This window comes from Luteibacter rhizovicinus (assembly GCF_004342265.1).
GTDB classification, from domain to species: Bacteria; Pseudomonadota; Gammaproteobacteria; order Xanthomonadales; family Rhodanobacteraceae; genus Luteibacter; species Luteibacter rhizovicinus_B.
In genome coordinates, this window is sequence record NZ_SMCS01000004.1 from 156994 (window position 1) to 177053 (window position 20060).

The window sequence follows — 20060 nt, forward strand, 5'->3', positions numbered from 1 at the left end:
GCGTCAATGACCGAACACCGCATCATCTCCACCGCGGCCGCCATGGACGACGAGGCGCTGGAGGCCAGCATCCGCCCCAAACGCCTCGCCGAGTATCTTGGCCAGGAGACGGTGCGCGAGCAGATGTCGATTTATATCGAGGCCGCGCGCAAGCGGGGCGGGGCGCTGGATCACGTGCTGATCTTCGGACCGCCCGGCCTCGGCAAGACGACGTTGTCGCATGTCATCGCCAACGAGCTGGGTGTGAACCTGCGATCCACGTCGGGTCCCGTACTTGAGCGCGCAGGCGATCTCGCCGCGCTGCTGACCAACCTCGAAGCGAACGACGTGCTGTTCGTGGACGAAATCCACCGCCTGTCGCCCGTGGTCGAGGAAGTGCTCTATCCGGCGATGGAAGACTTCCAGATCGACATCATGATCGGCGAAGGTCCCGCGGCCCGTTCGATCAAGCTCGACCTGCCCCCCTTTACCCTGATCGGCGCGACCACGCGCGCGGGTCTGCTCACGGGACCGCTGCGCGACCGTTTCGGCATCATCCAGCGGCTGGAGTTCTACAGCGTCGATGAGTTGACCGCGATCGTCCGTCGCGCGGCGAAGATCTTCGGCATCGCCTGCGAGCTGGAGGGCGCCGTCGAAATCGCCCGCCGTGCGCGCGGTACGCCGCGTATCGCCAACCGGTTGCTCCGGCGAGTCCGCGACTTCGCCGAAGTACGCGGCGACGGACGCATCAGCCACGACCTGGCCCGTGCAGCGATGGACATGCTCAAGGTCGACATGCAGGGATTCGACGATCTGGATCGCCGCCTGCTCAGCGTCATCATCGAAAACTTCGAGGGCGGTCCGGTTGGCGTGGAATCGCTGGCCGCGGCGCTCAGCGAGGACCGTGGCACGCTGGAAGACGTCGTGGAGCCCTATCTGATCCAGCAGGGCTATCTGATCCGCACGGCCCGCGGCCGTATGGCGACGGCGAAAGCGTGGCGCCATCTGGGCCTGAACCCGCCGCCGCGCCAGTCGATGGCGCCGGACCTGTTCGCGGGCGATGCATGACGACGTTCACGTGGCCCGTGCGAATCTACTGGGAAGACACCGACGCCGGTGGCGTCGTCTACCACTCGAACTACCTCCGATTCATGGAGCGGGCTCGTACGGAATGGCTTCGCGCACAGGGTATCGACCAGGTCGGGCTGCGCGAGCGCACCGGTCTGGCCTTCGTCGTTCGCGATATGCAGCTCGATTTCCTGCGCCCGGCCCGTCTGGATGATGAACTCGCTGTTTCCGTGGCAGTCAAAGAGAGGCGCTCAGCCAGTATGCTGTTCGCCCAGGAGATCGCGCGCGGTGACGGCACGGTGCTGGTCCGCGCCACGGTGCGCGTTGCCTGTGTCGACCTCGTAACGATGCGGCCGGCGCAGATTCCGGGCGACCTGTTTCCCCAACATTTCCCTACCCCTTAAAGACATACCCGGCGGAGAGCCCAGAAGCGATGAACGGTGGACTGAACATTTTCAAGCTGGTCGCGGAAGCGAGCCTGCCGGTGCAGCTGGTCATGCTCCTGCTGCTGGTCTTCTCGTTCCTGTCCTGGGTGATCATCATCCGCAAGTACTCGCAGCTGAAGCAGGCGCACGAGAACGCCGAGTCGTTCGAGGACCGCTTCTGGTCCGGCGCCGACCTGGCTGCCCTGTTCCGCGAAGTGGGTAACCGCGACGGCCAGCATGGCATCGAGAACGTCTTCGAAGCCGGCTTCCGTGAGTTCGCCCGCCAGCGCCAGCGTCGCGTGACCGACGTCAACCGCGTGATGGAAGGTTCCGAGCGCGCCATGCGCGTGGCCGGCACCCGCGAAATCGGCAAGCTGGAACAGAACCTCGAATTCCTCGCCAACGTCGGTTCGATCAGCCCGTACGTCGGTCTGTTCGGTACCGTCTGGGGCATCATGGGCGCGTTCCAGGGCCTGGGCGAAATGAAGGACGTCACCATCGCCGTGGTCGCGCCGCATATTTCCGAAGCGCTGATCGCGACGGCCATGGGCCTGTTCGCCGCTATCCCGGCCGTGTGGGCATACAACCGCTACGCCAACAAGGTCGAGCGCCTGGCTTCCCGCTACGAAGTATTCCAGGAAGAATTCTCTTCGGTGCTGCAGCGGCAGATCCACGCCGACGACGTCGCCTGAGGCCGGAGCGATCACTACCATGCGCCCCCATCGCCGGCAAAAGCGAAAACTGAAGTCCGAGATCAACGTCGTTCCCTATATCGACGTGATGCTCGTGCTGCTGATCATCTTCATGGTCACCACGCCCATGATGAATCTCGGCGTCGACATCCAGTTGCCGCAGACCAACGCCAAGTCCTTGCAGGACAAGAAAGATCCCGTCGTCGTCTCCGTTGACGAAACGGGGCAGATATACCTGACGGCCGAGGGCGAGAAGCGCCAGCCGGTCAGCGCGGACGAGTTCCGTACGCGGATCACGGCTTATCACAATTCCAATCCCGAGCTTCAGGTCCTGGTGGCTGGCGACAACCGTGTCGGCTACGGCAAGGTCTACGCGATCCTGCCCATCCTGCAGGAGGCCGGCGTGTCCAAGATCGGCCTGATGAGCCAGCCGGAGTCGGGCGCGAAGAATGGCAAACCGTAAGGAAACGTCCCGCGCGGTCGTTCTCGCCGCGCTGCTGCATCTTGGCATCGTGGCCTTCCTGGCCTTTGCGATCATTCCCTGCTCGACGTACGAAGAGTACGCCGAGCGACTGGGCGTGCCCGCGGATTGGAATCCGATGAAGTGTCCGGCGCCGCTCGAGCTGCCCGGTCAGATCATCGAGGCGACGCTGGTTGGGCCGACGGGCAGTCCGCCGCCAAAGGCGACCAAGGTCAAGCCGACGCCGGACACCACGCCACCGCCGCAGGTTATTCCGGCTCCGACGCCTCCTCAGCCGGTGAAGCCGCCGGTGCCGACTTTGCCGCCGCCGCCCAAGCAGCCCGACGTCAAGGATCAGGAAAAGGTCGTCGACGACGCTCTGCAGAAGGCCGAGGACGCGAAGAAGCTCCAGGAAGAAAAGCAGCGGCAGCAGCAGGCCGAAATCGACGCGCAGAACGAAAAGAAAAAGCAGGAAAAGCAGAAGGAGATCGACGAGATCTTCAAGCAGCTCGATGCCGCCAAGGCGCAGACGAAGAAAGCCGATTCGACGAAGAAGCAGGCCGAGCAGCAACTGAAGGATCTGCAGAATGCGAAGGACGACGGTCTGCCCGACCTGCCCGCGGCCGCCCAGAAGCAGACGGGTACCAATGGAAAAGACAGCGGCAAGCTGGGTCTGTACATCGCGGCGATCCAGAACGCGGTGACGGCCAACTACACCCGCCCGGACGATATGCCGAACGTGCCCTGCCAGGTTCATGTGATCCAGATCCCCGGTGGGCAGGTAACCAGCGTCAAGGTCGATGCCAGCTGCCCGTACAACGCATCGCAGCGTACGTACGTCGAAAATGCCGTACTACGTGCCCAGCCGCTTCCGTATGCCGGGTTCGAGGATGTCTACCAACGCGACATCACCTTCACCTTCCGGCCTTAATGATGGGCCGCCAGCGCGTCCCGTTGGGCGCGCGGCGGTTCAGACCTCGGTCATGCTCGGCCTCCGGGCCGGGTTAACATCCCGTAGCCGTTTCCCTATATCCAGGTCGCAATGAATCAGCCCATGCGCAGAACGATTTCCCGCCTAGCCATACTCGTGTCGCTCGTGGCCGCCTTCGTGGCCGGTCCGGTGGCTGCCCAGTCGCTCAACGTCGAGATCGCGAACGGCCTCAAGACCGCCACGCCGATCGCCGTCGTTCCCTTCGCACAGCAAGGCGGGGCACCGCTGCCGACCGATGTCGCCGACGTGATCCGCGCCGACTTCAACCGTTCGGGCAAGTTCCGCTCGCTGGACAAGGCCGACATCGTCGAAGCGCCGTCGAAGGGTGCCGACATCAAGTTCGCGACCTGGCGCCTGCTCAAGCAGGACTATCTGACCATCGGCCGCATCGCGGATGCCGGCGGCGGGATGATTCGCGTCGAATACGAACTGTGGGATGTCAATCGTCAGCAGAGCCTGCTTGCCCAGTCGTTCACGGCACCGTCCGGCGACCTGCGCGGCGTGGCCCACCAGATCGCCGACCAGATCTATGAAAAGATCACCGGCGTCCGTGGCGCGTTCTGGACTCGTATCGCTTATGTCACCGCCGTTGGCGTGAGCAATAACACTACTTATTCGCTGATCGTGGCCGACTCGGATGGTTTCAATCCGCAGGTGGTGGCTCGATCGCGCGAGTCCCTGCTTTCGCCGGCCTGGTCGCCGGACGGCAGCAAGCTCGCCTATGTTTCGTTCGAAAGCGGCAACTCGGCCGTTTACGTGCAGAACATCGGAACCGGCTCGCGTAGCCTGATCGCATCGCACCCGAAGGGCATCAACAGCGCACCGGCCTGGTCGCCGGACGGCAGCAAACTAGCCGTCAGCCTGTCCTATGTGGGCAACCCGGAAATCTTCATCATCGACGTGGCCAGCCGCACCGAAACCCGGGTCACGAACAACTTCGCGATCGACACCGAGCCGACCTTTACGCCGGACGGCCAGAGCCTGATCTTCACTTCGGATCGCTCGGGCAAGCCGCAGCTCTACCAGACGTCGATCTCGGGCGGCAACGCCACGCGCCTCACCTTCCAGGGCGGCTTCAACGCCAGCCCCTCGCTCAGCTTCGACGGGAAGCAGATTGCGATGGTGCAGGGCAACGGGAACGTGTATCGTATCGCAATCATGGACCGTAGCCTGGGGAATCAGGTGCGCTTCGTATCTCCCGGCAACGTGGACGATTCGCCTAGCTTCGCGCCAAATGCCAGCATGCTGCTTTATGCCGCATCGCAGGGTACGCGCGGCGTCCTTTACGCGGTTTCGGCCGACGGTCTGGTGCGTCAGCGTCTCGTCCTCTCGGATGGTGATGTTCGCGAACCGTCCTGGGGTCCATACAGACAGCGCTGATTGGCGCGACGTCGCATAAGCGGCGCGCGACTTTGGCAAAGTCCAGGGAAAGGGCGCGGGCATCCGCGCCTTTTCTGCGGACGAAAGATTTAACTGGTAACGGCGTTCCACGCGGTTGCCGGTGCGTTGGCAGGGGTACGGGACAGTGCTCCGTCGACGCGGATGTAAGTAAAAAAAACAGCCGGACAACCGGCGGTGCCTGTCCCGTAACCGTAATCGACTGTCGGAACTCAACTGTTGAAGGAACGTCCCATGAATAAGACCGTTCGCGTCACCCTGGCCGCCCTGCTGTGCGTGGGCGCGGTCGCCTGCCATAAGAAGCAGGAAGTCAAGCAGCCCGTCCAGCCGCCCGTCCAGCAGACGGTCGACAACTCGGGCAACAACACCAACGGCAAGTATCAGCCGTCCGATCTCGACACCGATGCCTGCCTCCGTCAGCGCGTCGTGTACTTCGATTTCGACAAGAACGAGGTTAAGCCGGAATTCCAGCAGATCGTCGCGTGCCACGCGAAGTACCTGCAGGACCGTCCGTCGTCGGCCATCTCCCTCGAAGGCAACACCGACGAGCGTGGCACGCGTGAATACAACCTCGGCCTCGGCGAGCGTCGTGGCAATGCCGTCTCCAGCGCCCTTCAGGCTGCTGGCGGTTCGGCTGGTCAGCTGAATGTTGTCAGCTACGGCAAAGAAAAGCCGACCTGCCGCGAGCACAACGATGATTGCTGGAGCAAGAATCGGCGCGTCGAGATCGTGTACACCGCGAAGTAAGTAATGAAGAAACTGGCTAACAGCTTCACGGCCAGGCTTGGCGTGGCGGTCGCATTAGCGACTGCCACGCTCTTCGGTCTGCCGGTCCATGCACAGGACTCCCGCTTGAGCCTCGCCGACCGCGTGTCGCGCCTCGAGCAGCAGTCGCAGCGCGACCAGGGCACGACCACACTGGTGAACCAGGTCAACGATCTCCAGCAGCAAGTTCAGCAGCTGCAGGGTCAGATCGAAGAACTCCAGCACCAGAACCAGCAACTCCAGGATTCCAGCAAGGCCCAGTACTCGGATCTCGATTCGCGTATCGGCGGTCTTGAAAAGGGCGGCGCCCAAGGCGCGCCCGCACCGGCGGCACAGGCACCCGTCGCGCCGGCGGCGACACCTCCGCAGGGCAAGCCGGCAACAGCCGCGCCCGCCGCGAACGCTCCGGCCGCTACCGCCTCGGCAGGCGAACAGGCTGCTTACGACGCCGCTTTCAAATCGCTGCGTGGCGGCGATTTCGTTGCCGCTTCGCGTGGCTTCCGCGATTTCCTTCAGCAGTATCCCGACAGTCCCCTCGCGCCCAATGCCTATTACTGGCTGGGCGAGTCGTACTACGCGACCATGAATTATCCGGTCGCGCTCGAGGCGTTCCAGCGTCTGGTCAAGCTGTATCCGCAGAGCGAAAAGGTCTCCGACGGCCTGCTCAAGGTCGGCTACTGCCAGGCACAGCTCAAGCAGAACGATGCCGCCACGGCGACGCTGAAGTCGGTCGTCTCGAAATACCCCGGCTCGAAGGCTGCCAGCCTCGCCCAGGAACGTCTGCGTCGGATGCAGCGTCCACCGGCAAACTAAGTCATGAGCGGCAGCACCGTCATTCCGGCGGATGCAGCGCCGGCCGCGCCTGTCGCGGAACGGTTGCGCATCACCGAGATATTCCACTCGATTCAGGGTGAGGCCGATGCCATCGGCTGGCCGACGGTATTCGTGCGCCTTACCGGCTGCCCGTTGCGCTGCGTCTGGTGCGATACCGAGTACTCGTTCCATGGCGGGCAGTGGCACGATATCGATGCCATCCTCGCCGAGGTCGCCAGTCATGGCGCACGCCATGTATGCGTGACGGGCGGTGAGCCGCTGGCACAGAAGCGCTGCCTGATCCTTCTACGTAAGCTTTGCGATGCCGGTTACGAGGTATCGCTGGAAACGTCCGGCGCGCTGGACGTGGCCGCGGTCGATCCGCGTGTTCGCAAGGTCATGGATCTGAAGCCGCCCGACTCGGGCGAGAGCGCGCGCAATCTCTGGTCGAACCTCGACCATCTTCTTCCGCACGACCAGGTGAAGTTCGTGATCGCGAGCCGCGCCGACTTCGAGTGGTCGCGCGATGCGTTTGCCGAACACCGGCTGGTGTCGCGCTGCATGGTTTTGTTCTCGCCCGTGCACGGTAAGGTCGAGCCGCGCGAACTGGCCGAATGGATTCTCGCCGAGCGCCTCCCTGTCCGCTTCCAGATGCAGCTGCATAAGCTGCTGTGGAACGACGCCGCCGGACATTGATCCATCCGGGCCTGAGGGCCTGGTTCTTTTCCTTTCCCGTAAACCCGGTGGTAATCGCCATGAACGCATCCAGCCCGTCTCGTAAAGCCGTCATCCTCGTCTCTGGAGGCATGGATTCCGCCGTCACGATCGCGATGGCTCGCGAACAGGGGTTCGAGGTTTATGCACTGAGCGTGGCGTACGGACAGCGGCACAGCTCGGAACTCGAAGCGTCGGAGCGTGTGGCGAAGATGCTTGGCGCCGTGGTGCACAAGACAGTGCATGTCGACCTGCGCAGCATCGGCGGCTCGGCGTTGACGGCCGATATCGATGTGCCGGAGGAGGGCGGTGAAGGCATTCCCGTTACCTACGTGCCGGCGCGGAATACGATCATGCTTTCGATCGCGCTTGGGTGGGCCGAGGTATTGGGCTCGTCGGATATTTTCTGCGGAGTCAACGCGGTGGATTACTCGGGCTATCCCGATTGCCGTCCCGCGTTTATCGAATCGTTCCAGACGCTGGCCAACGTCGCTACCAAAGCGGGTGTCGAAGGTGCGGGTATCGTCGTGCATGCCCCGCTGATGAATATGGGCAAGGCGCAGATCGTGCGCGAAGGCGAGCGTCTGGGCGTCGATTTCGCCGCTACCGTCAGTTGCTATAACGCCGACGCGCAGGGGCGTGCTTGCGGGCATTGCGATGCGTGTCGTCTGCGGGCGCAGGGGTTTCATGAGGCTGGCGTTGTCGATCCTACGCATTACGTCTAAGCGGGTGCGCTTTTCGGCATATTTGACCAGTTATTCGCTGGAAGAGCGTCGTCATTCGGGGCGTCGTCGTATGGAACCAGCCGACCCCCTCGCCGGGCCCACGTCGGGCGGTCGCTGCGCGACGCGGGTGGACTGACGGGGCTCGGTGAGCGGGCTTCCTGCCCGCGCACCGAGGAAGGGGCGTCCTGCCCCTTCCCCCTGCGGGGCCTTTTCCACCAGTCCACCCTCGCCCTCCTACCGGGCCCGGCGAGGGGGCCGGCTGGTTCCACCGAGCGGCGAGGCAATAGGTGTGACGAGCAAAGCGCACCACTGACAATCCCTTGTCCATCTCACCCCTCACCGTCGCTCCTGCGCAGGGACGACGGTGAGAGGGAGCGGTGCGATTTGCTGCGGTTTAGGCCGGCTCGTCGTAGAGCCCCAGCTCCGCCAGCCCGGGCGGCTTTCCCGTGGAGGTTAGCTGTATGCGCACGCTCTCCGCTTCCACGCGCCCGAATGTATGGAACTGGAAGGGCGCGGGATGTTCACCCGATACGAGTTCCTTCCATTGCCCATTGCGCTGGTATTCCGCGCGATAGGATGCGATGCGACTCGCGGTGCCGTAGTCCTCGAGGCTTTTCGATTCCACGATCGACAGTGTATTGAACGCTGTTGGCTTGCCGAGGCGCACTTCGAGCCACGCGGTCGTCTTCCCTTCGTCGGCGACCCAGAATGTACCGAAGCGATCGTCGAATGCCAGGTCCGGTCCGGTGGCATCGGCGCTGCTGCTGGCGTAGGCGGGTTTGCCTGCGGCGAGATTGGGAGTCGTGACGATCGTCGACGCGTGGATGGTCGGTGCGGGGCCTTCGTTCTTCCAGAGCTTGCCGATTTCCGCGAGCCGTTCGATGGCGTTCGGATCGAATTGTCCGTCGCGATTTGGCGCGACATTGAGGATCAGGTTGCAGTGATTGCGATTGAAGGGAACCAGCCATTCGTCGACGATCTGGCGGGCGGCGCGCAGTTCCTGATTCGGATAAGCCGTTTTCCAGAACCAGTCGCTTTGCAGCGTCGTGCCCGACTGCGAAGGAACGTCGCTGTCTGCCGGAATTTTCTGGCCGGCGTGCTGCTCGTATTGCTTGATGTCCGTGTAGTAAAGCGCGGGCCCCGGATAGCTGCCTGCGTTGTGATCCGTGACCAGACAGTCGGGTTGCAGGCGTTTTACCAGATCGTAGATGCGACGGTAGGGCAGCTGGTCGTAACCGATGCGAGACCACGACGCGTTCCAGCCATCGAAGATCATCGCTGTAATGGGGCCGTATTGGGTCAATAGCTCGGTGAGCTGCGCTTCGATCAGGGCAATTTTCGCGGGGGTTACGGTGCGCGCGCGAATGTCGGCGCGCAGGTCGAGCATCGAGAAATACAGGCACGGCTTAAGGCCCTGCGCGCGGAAGGAGTCGACGTAAGCACGCACGATGTCGTGCCGGTACGACGAATCCATGACGTTGGCGCTGCCGGTCTTCGTGGGCCACAGGCAGAAGCCGTCGTGATGTTTGGTCGAGAGGCAGCCGTAACCCATGTTCGCCGAACGCGCGGCGCGTGCCCACTGGTCGGTATCGAGATGAGCGGGATTGAACAGGTGCGGCGACAGCGTGGGGTCGCCCCATTCGCGCTCCTCGAACGTCGCCATGTTGAGATGGATGAACATACCGAAGCGCAGGTCGAGGAAAGCCTGCTGTGCGCGAAGAAGGCGATCGCCTCCTTCTACCGCGGTGCCGCTTGCGGTGTAAGGAGCGAATGGTTTTGCGACGAGGGGGACGGTTGCGGCGATGCCGCCGGCGAATGCCAGCGCCTTCGAGAATTCACGACGATTCATGCGCGATGGATCTCCTTTACCTGAGTAACCTGCAAGGGATGCGCGTGCCTTGCAAAGGCGGCGCGGGGTGTCGCGAATTCGCCGAGCATGCGCTCAAATTTGCGCCGATTCAATCGATCTAAGTTGCCGCGGACCGGGTGTTCGAGGAGCGAGTGATCGGTATGGGTTCGATTGCGTCGTCGTTGCGAAAGTCATCGCGCAGGAGAGGGGCGCGGAAAGGCGGACGAGCGGGCGGGCTCCCCGGTGAGAGGCCGTGACCCGGTATGAACGGAAGAAGGTAAGCGCCGTGCGCTTTTCGGTCGCTGCGTGAACGAGCGGCAGGTATCAGGGCGTAATGGTGGGTCGTGCCGGATTCGAACCGGCGACCTACGGATTAAAAGTCCGCTGCTCTACCAACTGAGCTAACGACCCTTACGCGAACAGCCCGCTAGTTTAGTGGGAGGCGCGGAGTCGCACAACCTCATGCGGTTCAGAGCGTGGCGACGATGGCCTCGACGTCGCGGCCGGCCTGGCGCCAGGCGCCGATGCCGCCCGTCAGGGGGCGCACGTTGGCGAAGCCCAGCCGGGTCAGCCGCTGGGCCACCTTCGCTGCCGTGACCTCGTTGGGACACGAGCAATAGATGACCAGGGGCATGTGTCTGGGGAGCGCGGCCAGCTCATCCTCGGCGGTGCTCAGGTCGAACAGCCGCGAGCCGGGAATGATGTAGGGATCGTCCTTGCGGACGCTTGCGGCGCGGACGTCGACGATGAGCGCACCCGGGTCGTTGGCCAGCAGGATGGAGAGTTCGTCGACCGTGATGCGGTTTTTCTTCAGCTGCATGATCAGCAATGTGCGACGCGCCCAACGGAAGGCGATCCACAGGATGAGCCCGGCGATGGCCACGGCGACCATGCCCATGCCGAACTGGCGCAGCAGCGCGAGTACGGCATCGATCTGCCGGTAGAAAACCATGCCGACGGTCAGGCCGACGGAGATCCACAATCCCGCGCCGATCAGATCGAAGAGGGTAAATCGCGAGAAGCGCGTGTCGGCCGCCCCGGCGATGGGAATGGCGACCAGCGACAGGCCGGGTACGAAACGCGAAATGAGCAATAGCTTCACGCCGCGTTTCTCGAAGAAGCCGCCCGCACGACGCACGCAGGTATCCGGCGACAGCGAGATCTTGCACAGACGATCAAGTACGCGATAGCCGTAGCGACGGCCGGTCATGAACCATACGGCGTCGCCGGCAAAGGCGCCGGCGAGGGCGCCGACAAAGGTCGCCAGGACGAGTGGCGGATTGTGCAGGGCGACGAGAGTGCTTCCGACGACGATAAGCGCGGGCATGGCGGGCACGGGCAATCCGATCGCCGCCGCGAACACGCTTACAAAGGCCGCTATAGGCGCAGCCCCTGCCCAGTCGTTGCTCGAAAGTATCATTGTCCCGCGGGTCTCCAGTATCCCATCGCGGAACGATACGCCGGATGGGTTACACGCGACACATGGCGGCGCGGGGACGCAGTCTCAATGGGCGACGGTCAACTGGCACGGCGCAGCGACGTGGACTCGGCGTTCCAGTCGCCCCGGCGGTCGACGCCATCGACTTCCACCCAGAACGTACTGCCAGCGCCGGGTCGCGAACGCACGCCGATCTGCCCGCCAAGCACATCGGCAATGCGTCGGGCGATGGTCAGCCCCAGCCCGTAATCCACGTGGCCAGGAAGCCGGACGAATTCCTCGAAGATGCGTTCCTGCTGTTCGAAATCGATGCCGACGCCGTTGTCGCGGACTTCGATCCGGACGCCGCGACCGCGACGACGCGCGGCCACGAGTACCCGGCCGTGGGGCGCGCTCGCCATGGCGTTCGCCACCAGACGATGCAGGAGTTCGCCGAGCAGTGCTCCGTCGCTATGTAGCGGGAGGCGTCCACCGCGCCAGCGCAGGTCGACATGCAGCCGATGCGCTTCGGCCGCGCAGGTGTCGCGCTCACGCACGAACAGGTCGGATGCGATCAGATCGACGGGCAGAGGTTCGACGATACCGGCATCGAATCTCGCCATTTCCATCAATGCATCGAGCAACTCGGTCATGCGGACCAGATTCGAACCGATCTGCGCCAGCGCCGCGCGTTGATGCAGATCCTTGCCCGGCTGCATGCCCGCCACGAACAGGCCCATGGCCTGTAGCGGCTGGCGGAAGTGGTCGCCGAAGCGTGCGACGAACCGTGTTTGCCGTGCAATGTCGCGAAGCCGGAGGCGCAGCGCTTCGGCCATGCGATCTTCGTGATGCGCGCGCAGTTCGGCTACTTTGTCGATGCATTCGTCGAGTGCATCGAATTCGACGACGCCGGTCTGGACGGGTTCGATGAATGGCCGTCCACGCAGCACGCGCATGAAACGATCGCGTACGGTATCGAGCGGACGTACGATCAGCGATGCATGCGCACAAGTCGCCAGCGCGAAAATGGCAAGTATGCCCAGGGTCATGAAGGTTCCGAACCATAGGGCGGAGGTGCGCCGGTCGTTCGACGGACGCGCATCCGAGATCGCGGTCAGTTCGCCATAGGGCGTTGCGACGGTGACACGGTAGGTGGCGGCTTTGGCGAGAGGGGCACCGTTGTCGATGACGATCTGCCTGCCGTTGTCCCTGCGCAGACTGACCAGGGTCGTGGGAGGGTTGGCAGTCAACGCCAGTTGAAGCGCGCGCCGAAGGTGTTCGTCGTTGCCTGCATCCACCATGCTTTCGCCGATGCGAAAAGCCTGTGCGGTGGCAAGCGCTTGCGCCTCGGTGGTCAGCGAACTCATGTAGGTCGCGGTGAACGCAACCACCATGGTCAGGGCGACCAGCGTCATGGGCAGCAGGCCGCTCAGCAGCAATCTGCTGCGAAGCCGCACGGGACGGCGAGCCGGTTGGAGCGACGCTGTCATGGCGGTGAGCCTTGGACGGAGCTTTGGCGATGACCCGACTCTAGTGGGCGCGCGACGGCAGCGCGATACTCAAAGCGATGTAGCCAGCAGGCCTAGCCCATTCGACCTAGGGTCGTGGGTCAATGCGCGCGCAACTGTCCGACCAGCGCGCGATGATCGTCTTCGATCTTCTTGAGGCGAGCTTCGCGGGCCGCCTCGCTGACCCATTGAGCGGTCGTCGCGCGGCGTCGCTCCAGCGTGTATTCGATGTCGGCAAAGGGTGCCAGGTCGTTGTTGCTCGCGGGCGCGAAACCGCTGATGTCGTGGATATGCTGGAGATTGGCTTCTTCGCGTACGCTGTCCTTTCCCTTGCCGTAGTTCACGAGAAAGGTCGCGATGCGTTCGCGCAGCGACAGCGGCAGATCGGTTCGTACCACGATGACCGCATGGGGAATCAGCGACGAGCGCCAGAGCACGCGAAGGCGTGCGTACTGGTCGGGGAAGTGTTGGGCGAAGCGCTCGAGGTCGGCGGTGTTGTTCGTCGCCACGTCCACTTCGCCGTTCGCCACCGCAAGCGCGTTGTTCTGATGGTTGTCGACGTGAACGTTAGAGAAGAACGTATCCGAATCGAGGCCGCGCGCGGCGAACAACTGGGTTTCCGGAACGAGATAGCCCGATACCGACAAGGCTTCGCCGCGCGCGTAACGCCAGCGGCCCTGGCGCGAGAAAAGCTGATCGAGCGTGCGCAGCTTGGAATCGGTGGCGACGATGAGCAACGCGTTGTAACCCTTGGATCCGTCGCCGCGCGTGAGGTGCGCGATGACCTGCATGTTGTGCCGGGTCACGGCATCCAGTGCCAGTCGCCCGGACAGGAAGGCGATATCGACGCGCTGTTCGCTGATGGCCTGCGCGATGCCTTCGTACGTCGTGACGGAGATGCTTCGAACGGGACGATCCAGCGCTTTGCGCAGGTCGTCGAGCATCGGCTGCCACGCTTCCAGCGATTCGGCGGGTCCGCCGATGGGCAGGATGCCGAAGGTGAGCGGCGCTCCGGGATCCTCGTCGATGTTTCTGGATTTCTGCGCCAGGGCAGGGGTGCACGCAAAGACCAGGATCAGTAAAAGAACGTGCCAGCGATGGCGTGCGCGTATCCACCGCGATATTCGATGACGTTCCAGCATATGCCTGCCCCGAGAACCATCTTGCGCGCTGCGATCGCTCGCGGCGCAGTGCCCTGTCCCGCAGCAGCTTACGACGAAACTTGCTGGCTTGGGGCGGAGAGGTCCAGTTTGGCGGCTACCGAGACGGCCTCGGTGCGATTGCGGACGCTGAGCGCGCGGAAAATGGCGGCCAGGTGGATCTTCACCGTACCCTCGCTGATTTTCAGGTCACGGGCTATGACTTTGTTCGGACTGCCTTTCTTAAGAAGGAAAAGGACTTCCATCTGGCGATCGGTCAGCAGGAGTGCCAGTTGGTGGTGGAGGGGAGCCCTGCCGGTGCCGCCCTTGCCGGGATAGGCCGTGCCGTCGCCAGCCGCATCGATTTCCGCCAGGGCCATCTGGGGTACGTAAACGCCACCGGAAAGTACCAGGCGAATCGCGCTCAGCATGACGTCTGGGGAGTAGGACTTGGGGATGTAGCCGCGTATGCCGATATGCAGGACATCGCGGATGACTGCCGGGTCTTCGGAGCCGGACAGGACAATGATGGGCAGCGATGGCAGAGCGGTATGGAGTGCCTCGAGATGGTCGGTGCCGTGGGCACCGGGCATGGCCATATCGACCAGGGCCAGATCGGGAGACGGTGTCTGGGCGCTTGCGGCGCGTATTTCATCGGCATTCGACGCGACGACAAATTGGGTGTCGGGACCCAGTTCGGCAAGCTTAAGCTTGACCCCCTCGACAATCAGCCGATGGTCATCCGCGATTAGGATCAGCATGGTTCGTACTTCTCTGCCGGCTGAAAGCCTGCCCCAACGCCGACGATAGCCCTGCCGGGAACGCGCTGCAACATATGCAATCCAAACGTGTGTATTTTTCGTCGGAGATGCGTTACGACAAACATAACTATGAGCATGATTAGTGCCTATGGATGCGGCATGGCAACAAAAGCAACTGCTATGTGCTTTGCTGGTTCAATGTCGTGGCGTGTTTCGCGGCGGTCGAGATCAATACTTCCCGCAGGCGTTCGGGCGAAACGGGCTTATAGAGCACGGGGGTGGTTTCCTGATCGACATCGCGCAGGTGTTCGCTGCGCGTTTCGCCCGTAATGAGAACGCGTGCGAAGGGGGGAGGATCCCCTGGCCGGCGTCGGAAATACCGGTCCAGAAGAGCCAGCACGTCGAGTCCGCTGCCTTCGCGAAGGCGCAGGTCCGAAATGACAAGGTCGGGTGCGTGCTGCCACATCTGGACCGCTTCCATCGCCTCCTGCGCATCCTCGGCCGTTGCGACTTCGCAGCCCCAGCTACCCAGGAGATAGCTGATGCCGGAGAGGATGCTCGGTTCGTCGTCGATGATGAGGACGCGCATGCCCGCGACATCGTGGGCCGGCATGGCGTTTTGCGGAACCGGTATCGTGTCCATCGCCGGAGCGACTTCCGGAAGCATGACGCTGAAAACACTGCCCGTGCCGAGCTTGGACCTTACGGTCGCGTGCGTGCCGAGAAGACGCGCAAGACGCTGCACCGTCGACAGGCCCAGACCAAGGCCACGACGCGGTCCATCGTGCCGCCCCGAATCCGGATGGCCTTCTATACGGAAAAACTCGTCGAAAATATGCTCATGGTGTTCCTCGGGTATGCCGCTGCCGGTATCCCATACGTCGAGGCGGATCAGCTGCCCGCGTCGCTGCCGCGCAGCCACGAGAACGCCGCCGCATTGCGTATAGCGCAGCGCATTGCTCACCAGGTTGTTGAGGATGCGTGCAAGCATGGTGCGGTCGCTGCGCACCCATAGATTCGTCGGGCGTACGACCAGGCGAAGATCGTGCTGCTCGGCCACCATGCGGAAGTTGACGCTGACTTCCTCGAAAATGTCGTCCAGAGGGAACGGCCGGAGCACCGCCGACATGGCGCCGCTTTCCAGGCGAGAAAGATCGAGCAGCTCGCTGAAAAGATGATCGAGCGCATCCACGCACTCCTGGATATGGGCGATGCGATCCAGTCTTCCCGGATCGTATTCGTCCACGGCCAGTCCCGACGAAAACAGCGTCAGTGCGTATAGCGGCTGGCGCAGGTCGTGCGAAGCCGCCGCGAGGAATCGCGCTTTGGCGACGCTCGCCGCTTCCAGTGCGGCGTTCTTGCGTGCGAGTTCTTCCGTGGCTGCGGCGATTTCCCGCTCCATGCCGATCTGCGCGTCCAGCAGTTTCGACGCCGCGCCATTGAAGCCGCGTTGCAGATCGCCTATCTCGGTGTCGTCCGTTACGGGTACGACTACCGTACGGTCGCCAAGGCCGAGCTGACGCACGGCGATGGCGAGTCGTCGCAACGGCGCGCTCATCCAGCGCGCGGTCGACCAACCCATGATGACCGCCATGATCAGGCTGAGTACCAGCCATATCAACGCGCTGCGCAGGCTGGATCGTTGCGCCGTTACCGCTTCGGTCACGCTGACGTCGACGGTGACCGAACCGATCGATTGCCGCGTTGCATTGTCGATGACCTCTCGCGACACGGTCAGGGCATCGCTGTCGTCGACGCTGCCGTTGCGACGGTCGGCAAGGATTTCGCCATCGCGGTCGGCGATGCGTACGCGTGCGACTTGGGGTAGCTGGATCATCGATTGCGCGATGCGGCCCAGTTCCCGGCGCTGACCTTCGCGAAGCGCATCTCCGGCCACCGATGCCGCCTGTTGCGCGATAGCGTCCGCGGTGGAGCGACCCATGTCGCGCAGGGTGTCCATCTGGTGCCGGGTCAGAAGGGCAAATAGCAGAATGGCGCTGGTGGCTGTCGGAACGAGCGCGACAAAGGTCAGCCGCTGGACCAGCGACGTACGACGCCACACTTTCTCCAGCCACGAACCCGATGACTCGCGCATGGAACCCCCCGGCGGCCCCGTCCGGGGGCGCCAAGCGCACAGCCTACCGCAGATCGGATGGCGGATGCCTGGGTTGGGGGATGGGGAGACTGACGACGAGGCGGGGCCGGTTGCCTTCACCGTTCATCGATGGATAACTTGCCGGTCAGGACCGATTGCGCCGCGCCCGCCGTTCGCGCAAGGCATTCACGCCCAACGGCAGCAGCGCCAGCAAAGCCAGTGCGCAAAGCGGCAGCAGCAGGCGAGGTTCGAGAAGAAGGGCGGGGCCGAAGGTCTGGCCCGCGCCCAGTGCGTCGCCCAGGCCGGCGCCCACCGACGTTTCGAAGATCAGAGAGACGGTACCGCCAAGCCAGGTAGCGCCAAGGAACAGCCAGAGCGGACAGCGTAGCCACGCCAGCGCCATCGTCATCGCGCCGAACGGCATGATCGGGATGAAACGCAGTGCCAGCGTATAGCTGACCGGATGGGCCGAGAAACCGTGTCTTAGCCGTTCGACCAGCGCGGGTGGGGATTTGCCACCCGCGCCGAAGGCATAGCGGCTGGCGAGGTAAAGAAGCAGCGAGCCCAGCGTCAACGCTATCGAGGAAAGCATGGTCCCCGTCGTGACGCCGAACACGAGACCGCCGGCGAAAATGATGACGACCGTGCCGGGGATGCCCGTCGATACGGCAAGCGTCAGCAAGCCGATATACGTAAGCCCCGATAGCCACGGGTGACTGGCGACCGAGGCGCGCAGATCCGTTTCCCTGGCAAGCAGGTGTGTCGGGTGGAAGCGATCCAGCGCACCGGAATACAGCAACACGATGCCGGCCAGCACCAGCAGAATCAGCGGAAGCGCGGCGCGCCAGCGGCTCAGCGTAGCCACCGGTGTTCGGAAGGGCGGGACGACGGGGCGCGAGTGGCCATGCGATGGACTCAGTAGTGGACGCCGCTTTCGCCGTAACGGCGAAGCACTTCGCGCGCTTCGTCGCGGCGGATATCCCGGCGCACGGCGACGCCACGTTTTTCCAGTTCGCCGATCCAGTCGGCCGGCAACGGGCCTTCGTCGAATTCGGTCAGTTCCTCGACGTCCTCGGCGCGTGCGCCGATCAGCAATTCGTCGACCCCTGCCCAGACCGTGGCGCCGTAACACTGGCAGCATGGCTGGGAACTGGTGGCAAGACTGAAGCGGCTGCCGTCTTCGTTGAGACGGAAACGCTGCAGGCGTTGCTGCGCGAGCATGTACGCCATCATTTCGGCATGGGCGACCGAGCACGAATGCGGCACGACCCGATTGACGCCGACAGCGACGAGACGGTCGCCATCGAACACGGCGGCGCCGAACGGACCGCCGGTCGCGAGGTCGACATTACGGCCCGAAAGTTCGATGGCGAGGCCGACCTTTGCTTCGTCGCCGACATACATGGCGCCGGCATCGACGGCTTCGTGAACCCAGGCAGGAAGGGTGAGATGTACCTGTGCGTAAAGCATTACTGCTGCTTCGCCCACGAATCGCGCAGCGTTACCACGCGGTTGAACACCGGGCGGTCGGCCGTGTGATCGGCGATGTCGGCGACGAAATAGCCGAGACGTTCGAACTGCATGCGATCCTCGCGCGTGGCGCCGGCAGCGGCCGGTTCGACGTAACCCTGCACCACACGACGTGAATTCGGGTTCAAGTGGTCTTTATAGGTTTTGCCGTCGCTGTCGTCGTCCGGATCGACCACATCGAACAGGCGGTCGTACAGGCGCACTTCGGCCGCAATCGCATGGCGGGCACTGACCCAGTGGATCGTGCCTTTCACCTTGCGCTCCGAGCCGGGCATGCCCGTGCGGCTGTCGAGGTCGAGGGTGCCGCGAAGTTCCGTGACGTTGCCGTCCGCATCCTTGACGACCTCGTCGCAACGGACGATGCCGACACCGCGAAGACGAACCTCGCCCTCGGGTTTCAGGCGGTGGAAACCCTTCGGAGGCACCTCGGCGAAGTCCTCGCGTTCGATCCACAACTCCGGCGAGAACGGAACGCTGCGCGTGCCGAAGCTCTCGTCCTTCGGGTGGTTCGGGAACGTCAGTTCTTCGTTATGGCCGGCGTCGAGATTGGTGATAACCAGTTTCAAGGGATCGATAACACCCAGACGGCGCGGCGCGGCGGCGTCCAGATCCTCGCGCACGCAGCCTTCGAGCACACTCATGTCGATGATGCTGTTCTGCTTGCTCACGCCGATGCGTTCCCAGAACAGGCGGATCGATGCGGCGGTGAAACCGCGACGACGAACGCCGACGATCGTCGGCATGCGCGGGTCGTCCCAGCCATCGACGAGGTTCTCGCCCACCAGCGTGAGCAGCTTGCGCTTGCTCATCACCGTGTAATTCAGATTGCCGCGCGAGAACTCGATCTGGCGGGGTTTGCTGGGAGCCGTGGACAGGCCGGCGTCGACCAGCGGCTGCCACAGGTCGGGATGGTTCTTCAGGTCGACGTTGTCCACGCACCAGTCGTACAGCGGACGATGATCTTCGAACTCCAGCGTGCACAGCGAATGCGTAATGCCTTCCAGTGCGTCGGACAGGCAATGCGCATAGTCGTACATCGGGTAGATCGGCCACGCGTCGCCGGTGTTCTGGTGATGGACTTTGCGGATGCGGTAAATCGCCGGATCGCGCATGTTGATGTTGCCCGACGTCATGTCGATTTTCGCGCGCAGCGTTTTCGCACCGTCGGCGAACTCGCCCGCGCGCATGCGCTCGAACAGGTCCAGGTTTTCTTCGACGGAACGATCGCGATACGGCGAATTGCGGCCCGCTTCGGTCAGCGTGCCGCGGTATTCGCGCATCTGCTCGGCTGAGAGGTCGTCGACATACGCCTTGCCGTCGCGGATCAGCTTCAGCGCCGAACGGTAGAAGACCTCGAAGTAATCCGAGGCGTGCCGCAGTTCGGCCCAGCCGAAGCCCAGCCACTTGACGTCGCGCTGGATGGCCTCGACGAATTCCACGTCTTCCTTGCTGGGATTCGTGTCGTCGAAGCGCAGGTTGCACGTGCCCGCGAACTCGGAGGCGAGGCCGAAATTCAGGCAGATCGACTTCGCATGGCCGATATGCAGATAACCGTTCGGCTCGGGCGGAAAGCGCGTATGGATAACGCTGTGCTTACCCGAGGCGAGGTCGTCGCGAACGATCTGGCCAATGAAGTGGAGCTGCGAAGCAGGCGTTTCGGTCGACATCGGGAGGGCTCGGTAGGTCGGATGCGGCAAACGGATGAGTTTACCCGCATGGGCGCATTCGTGG

General features: G+C 63.3%; 19 protein-coding genes and 1 tRNA gene. 10 read left to right on the forward strand and 10 right to left on the reverse strand.

Going from position 1 to position 20060, the window contains the following annotated elements; all coding sequences use genetic code 11:
• The first annotated feature begins 6 nt into the window (after positions 1–6).
• From ruvB to queC, 10 genes are all read left to right on the forward strand, one after another.
• Positions 7–1047, forward strand: a complete 1041-nt coding sequence (ruvB, locus tag EC912_RS11500) for a Holliday junction branch migration DNA helicase RuvB (RefSeq protein ID WP_132144113.1) — start codon at positions 7–9, stop codon at positions 1045–1047.
• Positions 1044–1451, forward strand: coding sequence for a tol-pal system-associated acyl-CoA thioesterase (gene ybgC / locus EC912_RS11505; RefSeq protein WP_132144115.1), 408 nt, complete (start codon positions 1044–1046; stop codon positions 1449–1451). The genes ruvB and ybgC overlap by 4 nt, the downstream gene beginning before the upstream one ends.
• A gap of 29 nt (positions 1452–1480) precedes the next feature.
• Complete coding sequence (tolQ, locus tag EC912_RS11510) at positions 1481–2164, forward strand: protein TolQ (protein WP_132144117.1); 684 nt, start codon at positions 1481–1483, stop codon at positions 2162–2164.
• A gap of 19 nt (positions 2165–2183) precedes the next feature.
• Positions 2184–2627: a protein TolR gene (gene tolR, locus EC912_RS11515; RefSeq protein WP_132144118.1), complete on the forward strand. Its 444-nt coding sequence runs from the start codon at positions 2184–2186 to the stop codon at positions 2625–2627.
• Positions 2614–3555: a cell envelope integrity protein TolA gene (locus tag EC912_RS11520; protein ID WP_132144120.1), complete on the forward strand. Its 942-nt coding sequence runs from the start codon at positions 2614–2616 to the stop codon at positions 3553–3555. Before tolR ends, EC912_RS11520 begins: the two co-directional genes overlap by 14 nt.
• A 123-nt stretch (positions 3556–3678) precedes the next feature.
• Positions 3679–4995: a Tol-Pal system beta propeller repeat protein TolB gene (tolB, locus tag EC912_RS11525; RefSeq protein WP_132144122.1), complete on the forward strand. Its 1317-nt coding sequence runs from the start codon at positions 3679–3681 to the stop codon at positions 4993–4995.
• A 252-nt stretch (positions 4996–5247) separates the two neighbouring features.
• Positions 5248–5760 (forward strand): peptidoglycan-associated lipoprotein Pal, encoded by a 513-nt coding sequence (pal, locus tag EC912_RS11530; RefSeq protein WP_132144124.1) that lies wholly within the window; start codon positions 5248–5250, stop codon positions 5758–5760.
• 3 nt (positions 5761–5763) lie between these two features.
• Positions 5764–6591, forward strand: a complete 828-nt coding sequence (gene ybgF / locus EC912_RS11535; RefSeq protein WP_207906827.1) for a tol-pal system protein YbgF — start codon at positions 5764–5766, stop codon at positions 6589–6591.
• A gap of 3 nt (positions 6592–6594) precedes the next feature.
• Positions 6595–7287 carry a 7-carboxy-7-deazaguanine synthase QueE gene (gene queE / locus EC912_RS11540; RefSeq protein WP_132144126.1) on the forward strand — a complete coding sequence of 231 codons (693 nt, stop codon included), beginning with the start codon at positions 6595–6597 and terminating at the stop codon, positions 7285–7287.
• A gap of 59 nt (positions 7288–7346) precedes the next feature.
• On the forward strand, positions 7347–8030 hold the full coding sequence (queC, locus tag EC912_RS11545; protein ID WP_132144128.1) for a 7-cyano-7-deazaguanine synthase QueC: 684 nt from the start codon (positions 7347–7349) through the stop codon (positions 8028–8030).
• Between the two features lie 394 nt (positions 8031–8424).
• Here the strand turns inward: queC and EC912_RS11550 are convergent, their stop codons facing one another.
• From EC912_RS11550 to EC912_RS11595, 10 genes are all read right to left on the reverse strand, one after another.
• Positions 8425–9879 (reverse strand): alpha-L-fucosidase, encoded by a 1455-nt coding sequence (locus tag EC912_RS11550; protein WP_132144130.1) that lies wholly within the window; start codon positions 9877–9879, stop codon positions 8425–8427.
• A 335-nt stretch (positions 9880–10214) separates the two neighbouring features.
• A tRNA-Lys gene (locus EC912_RS11555) sits at positions 10215–10290 on the reverse strand.
• Between the two features lie 58 nt (positions 10291–10348).
• The gene (locus EC912_RS11560) at positions 10349–11299 is read right to left on the reverse strand and encodes a VTT domain-containing protein (RefSeq protein ID WP_132144132.1); all 951 of its coding nucleotides are present in this window, start codon (positions 11297–11299) and stop codon (positions 10349–10351) included.
• Positions 11300–11397: 98 nt separating this feature from the next.
• The gene (locus EC912_RS11565) at positions 11398–12786 is read right to left on the reverse strand and encodes a sensor histidine kinase (protein WP_132144134.1); all 1389 of its coding nucleotides are present in this window, start codon (positions 12784–12786) and stop codon (positions 11398–11400) included.
• Positions 12787–12905: 119 nt separating this feature from the next.
• Positions 12906–13946: a phosphate/phosphite/phosphonate ABC transporter substrate-binding protein gene (gene phnD / locus EC912_RS11570; RefSeq protein WP_132144136.1), complete on the reverse strand. Its 1041-nt coding sequence runs from the start codon at positions 13944–13946 to the stop codon at positions 12906–12908.
• 68 nt (positions 13947–14014) lie between these two features.
• Positions 14015–14704 carry a response regulator gene (locus EC912_RS11575; protein WP_132144138.1) on the reverse strand — a complete coding sequence of 230 codons (690 nt, stop codon included), beginning with the start codon at positions 14702–14704 and terminating at the stop codon, positions 14015–14017.
• A gap of 178 nt (positions 14705–14882) precedes the next feature.
• A complete protein-coding gene (locus tag EC912_RS11580) occupies positions 14883–16799 on the reverse strand; it encodes an ATP-binding response regulator (RefSeq protein WP_132144140.1) in 1917 nt (638 codons plus the stop codon).
• Positions 16800–16944: 145 nt separating this feature from the next.
• Complete coding sequence (locus EC912_RS11585) at positions 16945–17655, reverse strand: TVP38/TMEM64 family protein (RefSeq protein WP_132144669.1); 711 nt, start codon at positions 17653–17655, stop codon at positions 16945–16947.
• A 59-nt stretch (positions 17656–17714) separates the two neighbouring features.
• Complete coding sequence (locus EC912_RS11590) at positions 17715–18269, reverse strand: nucleoside deaminase (RefSeq protein ID WP_132144142.1); 555 nt, start codon at positions 18267–18269, stop codon at positions 17715–17717.
• Positions 18269–19996, reverse strand: coding sequence for a glutamine--tRNA ligase/YqeY domain fusion protein (locus tag EC912_RS11595; protein WP_132144144.1), 1728 nt, complete (start codon positions 19994–19996; stop codon positions 18269–18271). The genes EC912_RS11590 and EC912_RS11595 overlap by 1 nt, the downstream gene beginning before the upstream one ends.
• Positions 19997–20060: the final 64 nt, after the last annotated feature.